The sequence below is a fragment of the Brenneria rubrifaciens genome, assembly GCF_005484945.1.
GTDB classification, from domain to species: Bacteria; Pseudomonadota; Gammaproteobacteria; order Enterobacterales; family Enterobacteriaceae; genus Brenneria; species Brenneria rubrifaciens.
The window spans coordinates 129,643-142,648 of sequence record NZ_CP034035.1 but is presented as its reverse complement, the minus strand read 5'-3'; the positions used below and the strand labels follow the sequence as shown (position 1 = coordinate 142,648).

Here is a 13,006-nt window from a genome sequence, read left to right as displayed (position 1 = left end):
GCTGTGGAAGGAGTCAAGAAATATACAAAAATTCAGCGTCACCAAGCCAGCTGTTGCGGATATTGAACCGTCAATTGAACAAAATGATTATAGCTAATTAATGCGGCCCTGTTTGAAATTTGCGCAGTCAAACCTCTAGCATCAGCATCATTACAAATCACATACAACGGGATAGATAATTCGAGGAGGCGTTCTAACATTTTCGTCTCGGCCAGCGCGCTAATCACACCGTCCTGCATTAAGACAAGGACATCTCCGGGCTTCAGATAGTGTAGAAGCGCATCCATGTCACTGTGATAGGGTGAATGAGAAAGCGTGTGCAGCATAAATATGAGCGCCCGTCTTAAAATGAAAGAACAGAATGGTAATCGGCCAGTTTGTCGTGTAACGCGTCAGGGGAAAGCAGTTCGACATCCAGAACCCAATCCGTACTCAAGTCGATACCGCGCTGACGTATTGATGTTTCGCACACATAGCAATTTTCTATATCATAAAGCGGCAGTACGCCAAAGGTCGCAATATAGTCGCGCATCAGAATTTTTTCCGGCTGTTGTGATGGCAACAGTTGCAACACGCCATCCCCAATAAAGAATACGCCAACTTCTTCAGTTAATGCGGACATCGCCAACAGCGCATCTAATCCTTCGCGGCCAGAAGCATTCCCGTGAGGCCCGTGACTAAAAACAAAAGCAATACGCTTCATAACGCTACCCTAAAACTGGAGAACCCGATCGCAGTTCAACACGGATTGTGCCAATTCTCCCAGACCGCTCAGGGTAAAACCATGTTGCAGATTAGCCCCCTCCAGCTTGAGTTGCTCAGCCTGCTGTCGATCGGTTACCCCCCGCCGCAAAGCTGCGGCGATACAGACGTTCAACGCCACATGATGCTCTTGCCCCAAACGTTGCCAGGCTCGTACAAGATCAAATTCGTCATTTGCCGGCGAGGTGAGATGATTCGCGTTAAACACCCCTTCGCGATAGAAGAATACGCTTTCCAACTGGTGCCCTTCCGCCAACAGAGCCAGCGCGAACTGTAGAGCGCTGCTTGCTTGCTGCGTTCCATAAGCGGGGCCGGTAACCAAGATGCAATAAGTCAGCATGTGCTTAGTGCCCGCTGAAATCGCCGCTTTTAAACTGGCGGATATAGAGATACACGGTGTGTTTGGAAATATTAAGACGTTCGGCAACCTGATTGATAGCATCTTTAATATCAAAGATACCCTTTTCATACAAACTCAGCACAATCTGCCGGTTTTTTGCGTTATTACACACATTGCGGTCTGCATTAATTTCCTCAATGGAGAACTCCAGCGTTTGCGCAACGAGATCGTCCACCGATGAGGCAAAGTTAACCGACGAGGCCACTTCGTGCATTTCAGGTGGGATAAATGTTTGAATTAATTGAGAAAAAGGGACATCCAGATTCATATTGATGCACAATAGACCAATGACTCGTTGATCGCGATTGCGTATAGCGATCGTAACTGATTTCATCAGCATGCCGCTTTTGGCACGGGTGAAATAAGCCTTAGAAACACTGCTGTCCTCCCCGGCCATGTCATGCAACATACGCAATGCAAGGTCAGTAATGGGCGAGCCGATTTTCCTGCCAGTATGTTCACCGTTAGCGATCCGCACGGCAGAACATTTAAGATCCTCAAGCGAGTGCAAAACAATCTCGCAATGATCACCGATTAACATGGCCAGACCATCAACCACCGCTTCATACGATTTGAGTATCTCATAATCCGTCTGGCTAAACGGACGTTCATCCAGCAAATCAAGGTCATAAGATTCGCCAGATACAAGCGAATTAGACATGGCAGACACCACCCTCAACGTCATCTATTTATTGTATTGACAGGAGACATAGTCTAGCAAATGTCCACTCTGTCGTCCCTGAATTTCACGATTCCCGATCTTAAGGTTGTATTAACTTAGCCCCGCTAGAGTCTGCCCGTATTGATATTTCCCTCAATACAAAAGAGACTCATCATGACAAGCCAGATTCAGATTGGCAGACCACGCTGGAGCAGCATACCGTACGCTGTGTTTTTTGCAGCCTTCATCACAATTGTTCAAAATATCGCCTATTATCGGCAAACGCTGCATTTGCTCGATATGACCGACTGGGTCAATATTCTGTTCTTCTTTAGTATGCCAGTAGTGATTTTTGCGGTGCTGAACATAGTATTCACCGCGCTGTTCGTGCCGTATCTGCGCCAATCCGTCATTGTGTTATTTCTATTATCCGGTGCTACAGCCCAATATTTTATGCTGAACTACGGCATTATCATCGATCGTACAATGATTCAAAACATCATTGAAACAACGCCCATCGAAACAGCCTCATTGATAACGCCACAATTGATCGTCTGGCTATTTTTACTGGGGATTGTCCCCTCGCTTCTCGCCCTTTGGATAAAAATAATCCCCGCTAAACCGACGATAACGAATATCGGCATGCATTTCCTGAGCATTATTGCCTCGTTGTTTGCCATTTTATTTATTGCCGTTATTTTCTATAAAGATTACGCATCGTTGATGCGTAATAATAAAGAACTGGTAAAATCAATTACGCCAAGCAATATCGTCGCCGCGAATCTGTCTTATTACAAACATAACGCACTGGCCAATTTGCCTCTGGTAAAAATTGGTCAGGATGCACACAAGAAAACTCCACAATCCGTCACGGCGAAAAAAAATCTGGTCATCCTCGTTGTGGGTGAGACAACGCGGGCCCAAAACTTCTCCCTCGGCGGCTATCCCAAAGAAACCAACCCACGGCTGGCGAAAGACAACGTTATCTATTTTGACAATACAACTTCCTGCGGTACATCAACGGGCGTCTCGGTGCCCTGCATGTTCTCTAATATGCCGCGCACCGGATTTAATGGTGAACTTGCCAGCCATCAGGAAGGTCTGCTAGACATATTACAACGCGCGAATGTAAACGTGCTTTGGCAAGAAAACGACGGTGGCTGCAAAGGAGTTTGCGCGCGAGTGCCAACGACAGATATTACGAAAATGGCGTTGCCGGAAATGTGCTCTGGCGGCGATTGCCATGATGAAGCGTTGTTGCATGGCTTGGAGGATTATATTAATAAGCTGAATAACGATGGAATCATCGTTTTGCACACCATGGGCAGTCATGGCCCAAGTTATTATCAGCGTTATCCCGCTACTTTCAAAAAATTCACCCCAACCTGCGACACTAATCAGATTCAACAATGCTCTCAGGAAGAACTCACCAATACTTACGATAATACGATCGTCTATATCGACTATATGCTGGATAAAACCATTAATTTATTGAAGTCCCATCAGGATAAATTTAATACCGCGCTGGTTTACCTTTCCGACCACGGTGAATCCCTGGGTGAAAATGGCATCTATCTGCACAGCATGCCCTACTCGGTCGCGCCTGAGCAGCAAACCCATATCCCTATGCTCATGTGGCTATCTGAAAGCTATAAGCAACAATTTGCTATTCAGGACAGCTGTTTGCGTAAAAATGCGAAGCAGCAAGCATACTCACAAGATAATCTTTTCCATACCATACTGGGAATGTTTACTATTGAAACAGCAGAATATCAGCGACAGTTGGATATTCTCCAGCCATGTCGGGGCTACGTATCATGAAGATATTGATTGTTGAAGATGACAAGTTGTTGCAAGAAGGGTTAGTGATGGCCTTAACCTATGAGGGTTATGCCTGCGACTATACCGGAACCGCAAAAGAAGCCGACGCGTTAATTGGGAGCGCGCATTATAGCCTCGTTATCCTCGATCTCGGATTGCCGGACGATGACGGACTGCACTTATTATCTCGCTGGCGTAAAAGCAAGTATCAGCAACCGGTTCTGATTTTGACCGCCCGGGATAGCGTAACAGACCGTGTTAATGGGCTTGATTTCGGTGCCGATGACTACCTTGTCAAACCTTTTGCCCTGACAGAATTACAGGCAAGAGTCAGGGCCCTCATCCGCCGACATCAAGGCGCAAGCAATAGCAATATTCAGGCCGACAACATTACGCTTGACCTGAACAGTAAGCAGGTAACGGTTGATGACAAACCTGTTATCCTCACGCCGAAAGAGTTCGCCATTCTGTCCCGGCTGGTATTAAAAGCAGGTTCTCAGGTACATCGCGAAGTATTACATCAGGATATCTATAACTGGAATGACGATCCCTCCTCCAATTCGCTTGAAGTGCACATCCATAATCTACGCCAAAAAATCGGCAAAGACCGCATACGAACCTTGCGTGGTTTTGGTTATTTATTGACAAAAGGCAGCCAGACATGAAAAGCGCCCCCGATCCGTCCAGTGATATTGCGAACGTTGCCAGCATGCGTTGGCGTCTGATTTTGGCGCTGGGTTGCATTCTTCTGGTCTGCCAGCTAATCAGCGTGCTGTGGCTATGGCACGAAAGCGAAGAGCAAATTGGATTACTGGTGGATAAAACCCTGAGCGCGCTTGCTCAGAATAGGCAAATCAATCAGGAAATTAACGAAGCTATTGCCTCACTTAGTCTCCCCAGCCTGGTAATGGTGGTTGCTACATTAATACTGTGCTTTCAAGCTGTCAGTTGGATAACCCGTCCACTTTCACGTCTACAGGAAGAATTGAAAAACCGTACAGCAGAAAATCTGGAACCCTTGCCGCAACAGAGCGACATTAAGGAGATTATTGCCGTGACAAACACCATTAATCAGCTATTTCAGCGTCTGGATGAAACCTTGAAACGTGACAGACAGTTTACCGTCGATGTCGCTCATGAACTGCGTACGCCCTTGTCCGGCATACGGTTGCATCTGGAACTGCACGAACAACTGCATCACATTGATTGCCGACCGTTAATCACTCGCATTGATAAGATGACAAAAACCGTGGAGCAATTGTTACTGCTGGCCCGTGCCGGACAGGACTTCGCCGCGGGGCATTATCACGATATCGCTATGCTGAAAGACATCATCTGCCCCATGCAGGATGAACTCACCGAGATGGTACAAAACCGTCATCAAACACTTGAATGGCGGCTTCCGGATACAGACATGATCATGCGCGGCGATATAACCCTGTTGCAATTGCTACTGCGTAACCTGGTGGAAAATGCCTATCGCTACAGCCCGAAAAAAAGCACGATAACCATCAGGCTAAATACTCAGCAACATATTGAATTAATTGTGGAAGATCAGGGCCCGGGAATTGATGAAAGCAAGGTGGGAGACTTAAGCAAGGCATTCGTTCGAATGGATAGCCGCTATGGTGGAATTGGTCTCGGTTTAAGTATTGTCACGCGAATTGCCCAGTTACATGATGGACAACTCTTTCTGACAAATCGTCTACTGGAGACAGGGACGATCGCCCGCGTAGTTTTTGCCACCTCGCCAGAGAACAGCCAAAGATAATCGACACTCAGAAAAAAAAAATCGCAGGACTAACCTGCGATTTTGACATTACTTGGCGCCATTACTGCGTGCTTTTCTCAGCAGCCGGTTTTTCGTTTTTTGCCCCATCAGCGGCTTTCACATCGGCTTCAGATTTGATATCCAGCAACTCAACATCAAAGACCAGCGTTGAGTTGGCAGGAATTCCCGGAACGCCGGTTTCACCATAAGCCAGTGCAGGAGGGATGACCAGTTTGATTTTCCCACCTTTCTTGACATGTTTTAACCCTTCAGTCCAGCCAGGGATGACGCCATCAAGACGGAAAGATAACGGTTCGCCACGCTTATAGGAGTTGTCAAACTCTCTACCATCAACCAGCGTGCCTTTGTAGTTAACGACAACCGTATCGCTATCTTTCGGCACACTGCCGCTGCCGTCTTTCTCAACCTGATACAGCAGGCCGGATTCGGTTTTCTTCACGCCGTTTTCTTTGGCGAAAGTATCACGATACTTGGTGCCTTTATCCGCGTTGTCTTTCGCATCCTGCTTCATTTTGGTTTCTGCCGCGGCTTTCACACGGGCTTCAAAGCTTTGCAGCGTTTTTTCAATCTCTTCGTCGTTCAGTTTGCTCTTATCAGCAAACGCATCCTGAACACCGGCAATCAGTTGTTCTTTATCCAGCTTGATGCCAAGTTTTTCTTGCTCTTTCAAGGAGTTATCCATGTAACGTCCCAAAGATGCGCCTAAAGCATAAGCAGCAGCCTGTTCATCATTCTCGAATTTGGCTGTCGTGGCACTCTCAGACGCCTTCTTCTCCTCTGCCGCGAAAGCCTGGCCTGCGTTCAGAGTCAGAGCCATCGTCGTTGCTAACAGCGTTACTTTAAACAGTGATTTCATCCATTTCTCCAGCATCTGGAACAATGCGCTCCAGCCATCATTAAAAATAAATTCGCGCCTACTATAACTGTGCGCGTGAAGACAACACAACGACACGCGCGACAATCTTTTGATAAAAAATCGTCTGGAACGTTTTTAACGCCACGGGCGGCAGCCCGCCGTAAAAATCGCCAGATAACGTAAGACGCTTTACTCCGACCGTTTTTACTACCAGAAGTTTCCACTTTCTGACAAACTCCGGGAGAAGAAGAGGCATAGAGGAAAAACCATGACACCGTCTTTACTTGAAGCACGGCTTGAACTTCTGGAAAGCCGTCAGGCCTTTCAGGAAATAACGATAGAAGAGCTGAACCAAACCGTCATTCAGCACGAACGGGAAATTAGTCGGTTGCGTGAGCAGATACGTCTATTAACGGAAAGATTGCGGACGCAGCAAACCTCGTTAGTCGCCCCGCAGTCTGAAGAAACAGCGCCGCCGCACTATTGATGCAGGCGTTAAAACGGGTATAAAAAAACCTCAGGCGATTCACATCAACCTGAGATTCTCCATAAAGGGTGGCAATCAGTGGCAACCGCATCCGCCATGTCCGCCGCAACCACCTTTGCCATGCTCGTGATCATGATCGTGGCCGCCGCAACAGCCATCACCATGTTCATGATCATGCTCGCCATGAACATGGCCGTGAGCCAGTTCTTCTTCCGTTGCTTCGCGGATTGCGATAATTTCAACATTGAAGCTCAGATTCTGCCCCGCCAGCATATGGTTGCCGTCAACCACGACGTGGTCGTCTTCCACTTCCGTGATCTCAACCGGAACCGGACCTTGATCGGTTTCAGCCAGGAAACGCATACCGACCTGAAGCTCATCCACGCCCATGAAGACGTCTTTAGGAACACGCTGAACCAGATTTTCGTCATAGTTGCCGTAAGCGTCGTTGGAACCAATGTTCACATCAAAACGCTCACCCACAGTACGGCCTTCCAACGCATTTTCCAGACCGGTAATCAGCGAGCCGTGACCGTGCAGATAGTCCAACGGCGCACTCACCGGAGACTCATCAACCAATACACCCTCTTCTGTACGTACCTGATAGGCCAGACTGACTACCAGATCTTTTGTTACTTTCATGATATCTCCTACCGTTGGAAATCAAACTGGCGCAAATTGTAGCTGAAAAAAATCCTCATGTACCGCACGGAATAAAAAATCGTCAGGAACGATTTTGAATGTCACACGCGACGGCCCAACATTAAAAACCACCGCGGCCTCAATCGGGATGAAAAATGCCGATGATGTCCTGAGCGGGTCGTTCCGGCACTGCCGGCGGCATGTCCGACTGGCTTTGGTGGTAGCCGCATTTTACGCAGGTCACAATGTCGGTTTCACCTTCACGCCCTATGGCCAGCGTATCCTGCGCCTGACATTTAGGGCAGACGGCCCCGGCAATAAATCGTTTACGCATTATTCATGGCCTATTATTCCCGCTTACTCCGCTTCATCCCAATCTTCAGGCCGACGCCGTTCACGCTGCATTTCCCGCTGGAAAATATCCTCCAGCTCGCGGCGGGCCTCTTTGACGCGGGATATTTGGGCAACATCCCCATGCAGTTGCGGCATCAGTTCACGCAGCATACGCATATCCAGACGCCGGAAATGCTGCTGAGCACGAAATGCCTGATGAGGATGCATTCCCAGCGACATCAGCGCCTTGCGCCCCAGTTCCAGCGCACTGGAAAACGTTTCACGCGAAAAGTGTTTTACGCCGGATTGCAAAAGCTCATGCGCCTCAACACGCCCGCGCGCCCGCGCTAGAATTTCCAGGTGCGGAAAATGTTGCTGGCACAAATGTACAACCGCCATCGTATCTTCCGGCGCGTTGCAGGTAATGACGATCGACTGCGCCTTGGCCGCACCCGCCGCACGCAATAGCTCCAGTTCAGTCGCATCACCATAGTATACTTTATAACCATAGCTTCTCATCAGACTAACGGCGCTTATGTCGCGCTCTAATACCGTAATCCGCATTTTGTTCGCCATTAACAAGCGGCCGATGACCTGTCCGAAGCGGCCGAATCCTACAATAATGACCTGCGGATCATCGTCGGCAACATAGGGCTGCTCGTCGGAAACGTCCTGTTGATTGTAACGCCGAGTCAGAATACGGTCGATCGCCTGCATTAACAGCGGTGTCGTCATCATGGATATCGTCACCGTTACCAATAGCAACGGCAGTTGTTCGCCTTTCAAGACGTTATAGGTCGAGGCGGCCGAAAACAGGACAAATGCAAACTCTCCGCCCTGGCTCAAAACCCCCGCAAACTGTAAGCGCTCCGATCGACGCATCCGGTTATACCGCGCCAAGCTATACAGCACCATGCCTTTAACCGCGACCAGCACCAATACCGCCACCAGTACCTTGATAATGTGGATATAGAGAATACCCAGATTCAATGCCATCCCAACGGAAATAAAGAACAGTCCCAGCAGCAGTCCCTTGAACGGCTCAATCGCGATTTCCAGTTCATGGCGGTACTCGCTTTCCGCCAACAATACGCCGGCAATAAAGGTGCCGAGCGCCATAGAAAAACCCAGCGCTTCCATAAAGAGCGCTGAGCCCAGCACCAGCAACAGCGCAGCGGCGGTAAAAACCTCACGCACACCGGATGCCGCAATGAAGCGGAATAGCGGACGCACCAGATAGCGGCCGCCAATCAACATCCCCACAAAAGCCGCGACTTTCAGCACCACCTGATTCCAGTCATCCACCTCGCCCTGAACCCCGGCCAAAATCGGAATTAGCGCCAGTGCGGGAATCACCGCCAAATCCTGAAACAGCAGTACTGAAAAACCAAGCTGGCCTGATTCGCTGCGGTTCATGCCTTTTTCTCGCATCAGTTGCAGCGCCATCGCCGTGGATGACATGGCAAGGCCGATGCCGCCGATCAAAGCCGACTGCCAGGCGAAATCCGTCAGGTAGAGCGCGCCCCCCAGTATCACTGTACTCAGCCCGACCTGTGCGGCCCCCACGCCGAAAATGGAACGCCGCAGCGTCCACAATTTTTTCGGATTCAGCTCCAGTCCAATGATAAACATTAGAAAGACCACGCCAAGCTCGGAGAAATGCAGGATCGCCTCAACATCGCGGATAAATCCCAACCCCCAGGGGCCAATGGCTATTCCGGCGATCAAATAGCCCAATACCGCGCCGATCCCCAATCGTGCGGCAATTGGTACAGCGACCACCGCCACAAATAAAAACATCACGCCGGCGGCCAGTAGCGCAGAGCTCTCCATCATCTGCGCTCCTTTTTATCGAGAGGGCTTGCCAGCCATTCGCCGTAAGCCTGGGCATAACCTGTCAAAACATCAGGTTGCAGACGGCGCGCCCAGTAAACAATCATCGGTTGCATCCAGTGCATACGGCACATCGACGCTGTCAGCTCAAATGGACGCAGCAGATCCACGATGGAGAAACGGCGCTCACCCCCCGCCTGATAGACATATTCAGGCTCTCCCGTGGTAATCACCGAACGCCAGTATTTGCCCGCCAGCGCATTGCCGCCAATGCCGCTGGCGAAACCGCGCGACAAAACCCGATCAAGCCATTCTTTCAACAAGGCCGGACAACTGTAGGTATAAAGCGGATGTTGAAAAACAACCACCTCGTGTTCACGCAGCAATTGTTGTTCATGATGAATATCAATAAAAAAATCAGGATAGTGCGCGTAAAGATCGTGCACGGTGACATTATCCAACTGCTGTGCCGGTTGCAGTAAAACCCGGTTCGCTACCGAGTCCTGTGATTCCGGATGGGCATACAGCAGCAAAATCCTCGGTGGCTGCAACATCTATTCCCCTCCAAAGCGTCGTCACGGTAGACGTTTTCCGTTACCATGCAGCGCAACGACTAAAAAAACAGACACAACGGGTGCTGTTATTAGGTCAATAATTTAACATACTCTGAACATACGGCGCTTTATGATTGTTTTCTCTTCGCTGCAAATTCGACGTGGCGTGCGCGTTTTACTGGATAACGCGACAGCCACGGTTAATCCAGGTCAGAAAGTCGGGTTGGTCGGTAAGAACGGCTGTGGCAAGTCTACGTTGTTATCGTTACTTAAAGGTGAAATCAGCGCCGACAACGGCAGCGTCACCTTCCCTCAGAACTGGGCGCTGGCGTGGGTAAATCAGGAAACCCCCGCGCTGGATGTACCGGCGCTTAATTACGTCATTGATGGCGATCGCGAATACCGTCATTTGGAAGCCGAACTGCACACCGCCAACGAAGAGAACGACGGGCATGCCATTGCGACGTTGCACGGCAAGCTGGATGCTATTCAAGCTTGGACTATTCAGGCCAGAGCCTCAAGTTTGCTGCACGGTCTAGGCTTCTCCCAGGATCAGCTACAGCAGCCCGTCAGCGCGTTTTCCGGCGGCTGGCGCATGCGTCTTAATCTGGCTCAGGCGTTGATTTGCCGTTCAGATTTGCTGCTGCTGGATGAACCGACCAACCACCTCGATCTGGACGCGGTCATCTGGCTGGAGAAATGGCTGAAAAGCTATCCGGGCACGTTGGTGCTGATTTCTCACGACCGCGATTTCCTCGATCCCGTCGTCAATAAGATCCTACATATCGAGCAGCAGGTGCTGAACGAATACACGGGCAACTACTCCTCTTTTGAACGTCAACGGGCTACCCGGCTGGCGCAGCAGCAATCGCTGTATGAGCACCAGCAGGAAAGAGTCGCGCATTTGCAACATTATATTGACCGTTTCCGCGCTAAAGCGAGCAAGGCTAAACAGGCGCAAAGCCGGATAAAAATGCTGGAACGGATGGAAATGATTGCCCCGGCGCACGTGGATAATCCTTTTCGTTTCAGTTTCCGCCCACCGGAATCTTTGCCCAACCCGCTGCTGCGAATGGAAAAAGTCAGCGCAGGCTATGGTGACAAGCTGATTCTGGCGTCGATTAAGCTCAATTTGGTGCCCGGCTCACGTATAGGCTTGCTGGGGCATAATGGCGCGGGTAAATCCACGCTGATTAAGCTGTTGGCGGGCACGATCGCGCCCATACAAGGCGAAATCGGCCTGGCCAAAGGGGTCAGGCTGGGGTATTTCGCCCAGCATCAGTTGGAGTTTCTGCGGGCGGATGAATCGCCGCTACAGCATCTTGTCCGTCTGGCCGAACGGGAAACGGAACAACAGTTGCGTGATTACCTCGGTGGTTTCGGGTTTCAGGGGGATAAAGTCACCGAAGTCACCGAATGTTTCTCCGGGGGCGAAAAAGCCCGTCTGGTTCTGGCCCTGATCGTCTGGCAGCGCCCGAATCTGCTGCTGCTGGATGAACCCACCAACCACCTCGATCTGGATATGCGACAGGCGCTGACCGAAGCGCTGATCGATTTTGAAGGCGCGCTGGTGGTGGTATCGCACGATCGACACTTGCTCCGCTCCACCACCGACGATCTTTATCTGGTGCACGATCGCCAGGTCGAGCATTTCGATGGCGATCTGGAAGATTATCAGCAATGGCTGGTCGGCCTGCAACGTCAGGATAATGCGTCGGATGAGACGTCAAAAGAGAACACCGCCAACAGCGCCCAGGCCAGAAAAGAACAAAAGCGGCGGGAAGCAGAGCTGAGAACGCAAACGCAGCCGCTGCGTAAGCAGATCACCAAACTTGAGCAGCAGATGGAAAAGCTGGGCGACGCGCTGGCCTCGCTCGAAACCCGGCTGGCGGAGAGCGATCTCTATGACATCAGCCGTAAAGCCGAACTCACCGACTGTCTGCAACAACAAACAAAAGTCAAAATCGCGCTGGAAGAAACGGAATCGGCCTGGCTGGACGCGCAGGAACAACTGGAGCGGATGATGCAAGGCGATTGAATGGCATTCAGCCCAGCGATCCAGTCTCTTGTATGCTTCCGCATCATCTTGGCATATACCGATACAACCATTCGGCGAACATCTTTCCTATGATGTTCTCTTCGCCGCCTGCGTCATTCTGGGGGTTGCGTGCTATTTCAGTTCTTCCCCAGCCTTCGCCTGGCGGCAGTGCGATAACTGAATAGCAAGCGGCAAGCTATTTCATCAATGCCAAATCAGCAGCACACACGCTGCGGTCAGCACGCCCATCGAAACATTGAAGATAACCCATGCTTTTTTACTGCGCAGCAGGCGGCCTATCATCGTACCGAATCCCAGCCAAATCACCCCCGACGCCAGATTCACCAGCACGATTCCCACGCTTATCGCCGCCACCGAATGGGAATAGCCGTCCCCTGCCAGACTGAAGCTGGCAACCGCCCCCAAAGCCATCAACCACGCTTTTGGATTCAAGAATTGCAGTAGCCATCCCTGATAAAACCGGATCGGTCTGGACGGCGCGGCATTAGTTTCCAGCGTCTCATAAGCGGCAGTGGCAATTTTCCACGCCAGCCAGAACAGGTAAGCACTGCCGAAAACTTTGAAGATAAAATGCAGCGAGGGATAGAGCAGAATCAGGCTGCCCACGCCAAACGCCACCAGCAGCAAGATACTTTGCATACCCAGCATGATACCGCCCATCAGCCACAAAGAACGCATAAAACCAAAGTTTGCGCCGGACGTGGTCAGCAACATGTTATTTGGTCCGGGCGTAATGGCCGCAACCCAGAGAAAACCTAACATTGAGAGAAATAAACTCAGTTCCATGAAGTGGCGCCTCTCGCCTC

15 protein-coding genes are annotated in these 13,006 nt (G+C 50.3%); 5 read left to right on the top strand and 10 right to left on the bottom strand.

Features of this window, described 5'->3' with window-relative positions; all coding sequences use genetic code 11:
- Nucleotides 1–38: 38 nt before the first annotated feature.
- The 4 genes from tusB to EH207_RS00595 are packed head-to-tail and all read right to left on the bottom strand — an operon-like array spanning nucleotide 39 to nucleotide 1,823.
- Nucleotides 39–326, bottom strand: coding sequence for a sulfurtransferase complex subunit TusB (tusB, locus tag EH207_RS00610; RefSeq protein WP_137712290.1), 288 nt, complete (start codon nucleotides 324–326; stop codon nucleotides 39–41).
- 17 nt (nucleotides 327–343) lie between these two features.
- Nucleotides 344–703: a sulfurtransferase complex subunit TusC gene (gene tusC / locus EH207_RS00605; RefSeq protein ID WP_137712289.1), complete on the bottom strand. Its 360-nt coding sequence runs from the start codon at nucleotides 701–703 to the stop codon at nucleotides 344–346.
- A gap of 9 nt (nucleotides 704–712) precedes the next feature.
- A complete protein-coding gene (tusD, locus tag EH207_RS00600; protein WP_137712288.1) occupies nucleotides 713–1,102 on the bottom strand; it encodes a sulfurtransferase complex subunit TusD in 390 nt (129 codons plus the stop codon).
- A gap of 4 nt (nucleotides 1,103–1,106) precedes the next feature.
- Nucleotides 1,107–1,823 (bottom strand): helix-turn-helix transcriptional regulator, encoded by a 717-nt coding sequence (locus EH207_RS00595; RefSeq protein WP_175413612.1) that lies wholly within the window; start codon nucleotides 1,821–1,823, stop codon nucleotides 1,107–1,109.
- 174 nt (nucleotides 1,824–1,997) lie between these two features.
- Here EH207_RS00595 and eptA point away from each other — a divergent pair, with 174 nt between their 5' ends.
- The 3 genes from eptA to pmrB are packed head-to-tail and all read left to right on the top strand — an operon-like array spanning nucleotide 1,998 to nucleotide 5,415.
- A complete protein-coding gene (gene eptA / locus EH207_RS00590) occupies nucleotides 1,998–3,644 on the top strand; it encodes a phosphoethanolamine transferase EptA (protein WP_137712286.1) in 1,647 nt (548 codons plus the stop codon).
- On the top strand, nucleotides 3,641–4,309 hold the full coding sequence (pmrA, locus tag EH207_RS00585) for a two-component system response regulator PmrA (protein ID WP_137712285.1): 669 nt from the start codon (nucleotides 3,641–3,643) through the stop codon (nucleotides 4,307–4,309). Before eptA ends, pmrA begins: the two co-directional genes overlap by 4 nt.
- On the top strand, nucleotides 4,306–5,415 hold the full coding sequence (gene pmrB / locus EH207_RS00580; RefSeq protein WP_137712284.1) for a two-component system sensor histidine kinase PmrB: 1,110 nt from the start codon (nucleotides 4,306–4,308) through the stop codon (nucleotides 5,413–5,415). The genes pmrA and pmrB overlap by 4 nt, the downstream gene beginning before the upstream one ends.
- 61 nt (nucleotides 5,416–5,476) lie before the next feature.
- On the opposite strand, the gene fkpA is transcribed toward pmrB, so the two are convergent.
- Nucleotides 5,477–6,292: an FKBP-type peptidyl-prolyl cis-trans isomerase gene (fkpA, locus tag EH207_RS00575; RefSeq protein WP_137712283.1), complete on the bottom strand. Its 816-nt coding sequence runs from the start codon at nucleotides 6,290–6,292 to the stop codon at nucleotides 5,477–5,479.
- A gap of 268 nt (nucleotides 6,293–6,560) precedes the next feature.
- On the opposite strand from fkpA, the gene EH207_RS00570 reads away from it, so the two are divergent.
- Complete coding sequence (locus EH207_RS00570; RefSeq protein WP_137712282.1) at nucleotides 6,561–6,779, top strand: SlyX family protein; 219 nt, start codon at nucleotides 6,561–6,563, stop codon at nucleotides 6,777–6,779.
- Between the two features lie 75 nt (nucleotides 6,780–6,854).
- Here the strand turns inward: EH207_RS00570 and slyD are convergent, their stop codons facing one another.
- The 4 genes from slyD to kefG form a co-directional block, all read right to left on the bottom strand.
- Nucleotides 6,855–7,421, bottom strand: coding sequence for a peptidylprolyl isomerase (gene slyD, locus EH207_RS00565; protein ID WP_137712281.1), 567 nt, complete (start codon nucleotides 7,419–7,421; stop codon nucleotides 6,855–6,857).
- Nucleotides 7,422–7,560: 139 nt separating this feature from the next.
- A complete protein-coding gene (locus EH207_RS00560; RefSeq protein ID WP_137712280.1) occupies nucleotides 7,561–7,755 on the bottom strand; it encodes a YheV family putative zinc ribbon protein in 195 nt (64 codons plus the stop codon).
- Nucleotides 7,756–7,778: 23 nt separating this feature from the next.
- Complete coding sequence (kefB, locus tag EH207_RS00555; RefSeq protein WP_137715216.1) at nucleotides 7,779–9,587, bottom strand: glutathione-regulated potassium-efflux system protein KefB; 1,809 nt, start codon at nucleotides 9,585–9,587, stop codon at nucleotides 7,779–7,781.
- On the bottom strand, nucleotides 9,587–10,141 hold the full coding sequence (gene kefG, locus EH207_RS00550; protein WP_137712279.1) for a glutathione-regulated potassium-efflux system ancillary protein KefG: 555 nt from the start codon (nucleotides 10,139–10,141) through the stop codon (nucleotides 9,587–9,589). The genes kefB and kefG overlap by 1 nt, the downstream gene beginning before the upstream one ends.
- 130 nt (nucleotides 10,142–10,271) lie before the next feature.
- Here kefG and EH207_RS00545 point away from each other — a divergent pair, with 130 nt between their 5' ends.
- A complete protein-coding gene (locus EH207_RS00545) occupies nucleotides 10,272–12,179 on the top strand; it encodes an ABC transporter ATP-binding protein (RefSeq protein ID WP_137712278.1) in 1,908 nt (635 codons plus the stop codon).
- Between the two features lie 204 nt (nucleotides 12,180–12,383).
- Here EH207_RS00545 and EH207_RS00540 read toward each other — a convergent pair whose 3' ends face one another.
- Nucleotides 12,384–12,986 carry a LysE family translocator gene (locus tag EH207_RS00540; RefSeq protein ID WP_137712277.1) on the bottom strand — a complete coding sequence of 201 codons (603 nt, stop codon included), beginning with the start codon at nucleotides 12,984–12,986 and terminating at the stop codon, nucleotides 12,384–12,386.
- Nucleotides 12,987–13,006 lie beyond the last annotated feature (20 nt).

Bases quoted from the DNA above. Each gene is read 5' to 3' on its own strand.
- tusB (WP_137712290.1), bottom strand. From the start codon at position 326: ATGCTGCACACGCTTTCTCATTCACCCTATCACAGTGACATGGATGCG.
- tusC (WP_137712289.1), bottom strand. From the start codon at position 703: ATGAAGCGTATTGCTTTTGTTTTTAGTCACGGGCCTCACGGGAATGCT.
- tusD (WP_137712288.1), bottom strand. From the start codon at position 1,102: ATGCTGACTTATTGCATCTTGGTTACCGGCCCCGCTTATGGAACGCAG.
- EH207_RS00595 (WP_175413612.1), bottom strand. From the start codon at position 1,823: ATGTCTAATTCGCTTGTATCTGGCGAATCTTATGACCTTGATTTGCTG.
- eptA (WP_137712286.1), top strand. From the start codon at position 1,998: ATGACAAGCCAGATTCAGATTGGCAGACCACGCTGGAGCAGCATACCG.
- pmrA (WP_137712285.1), top strand. From the start codon at position 3,641: ATGAAGATATTGATTGTTGAAGATGACAAGTTGTTGCAAGAAGGGTTA.
- pmrB (WP_137712284.1), top strand. From the start codon at position 4,306: ATGAAAAGCGCCCCCGATCCGTCCAGTGATATTGCGAACGTTGCCAGC.
- fkpA (WP_137712283.1), bottom strand. From the start codon at position 6,292: ATGAAATCACTGTTTAAAGTAACGCTGTTAGCAACGACGATGGCTCTG.
- EH207_RS00570 (WP_137712282.1), top strand. From the start codon at position 6,561: ATGACACCGTCTTTACTTGAAGCACGGCTTGAACTTCTGGAAAGCCGT.
- slyD (WP_137712281.1), bottom strand. From the start codon at position 7,421: ATGAAAGTAACAAAAGATCTGGTAGTCAGTCTGGCCTATCAGGTACGT.
- EH207_RS00560 (WP_137712280.1), bottom strand. From the start codon at position 7,755: ATGCGTAAACGATTTATTGCCGGGGCCGTCTGCCCTAAATGTCAGGCG.
- kefB (WP_137715216.1), bottom strand. From the start codon at position 9,587: ATGGAGAGCTCTGCGCTACTGGCCGCCGGCGTGATGTTTTTATTTGTG.
- kefG (WP_137712279.1), bottom strand. From the start codon at position 10,141: ATGTTGCAGCCACCGAGGATTTTGCTGCTGTATGCCCATCCGGAATCA.
- EH207_RS00545 (WP_137712278.1), top strand. From the start codon at position 10,272: ATGATTGTTTTCTCTTCGCTGCAAATTCGACGTGGCGTGCGCGTTTTA.
- EH207_RS00540 (WP_137712277.1), bottom strand. From the start codon at position 12,986: ATGGAACTGAGTTTATTTCTCTCAATGTTAGGTTTTCTCTGGGTTGCG.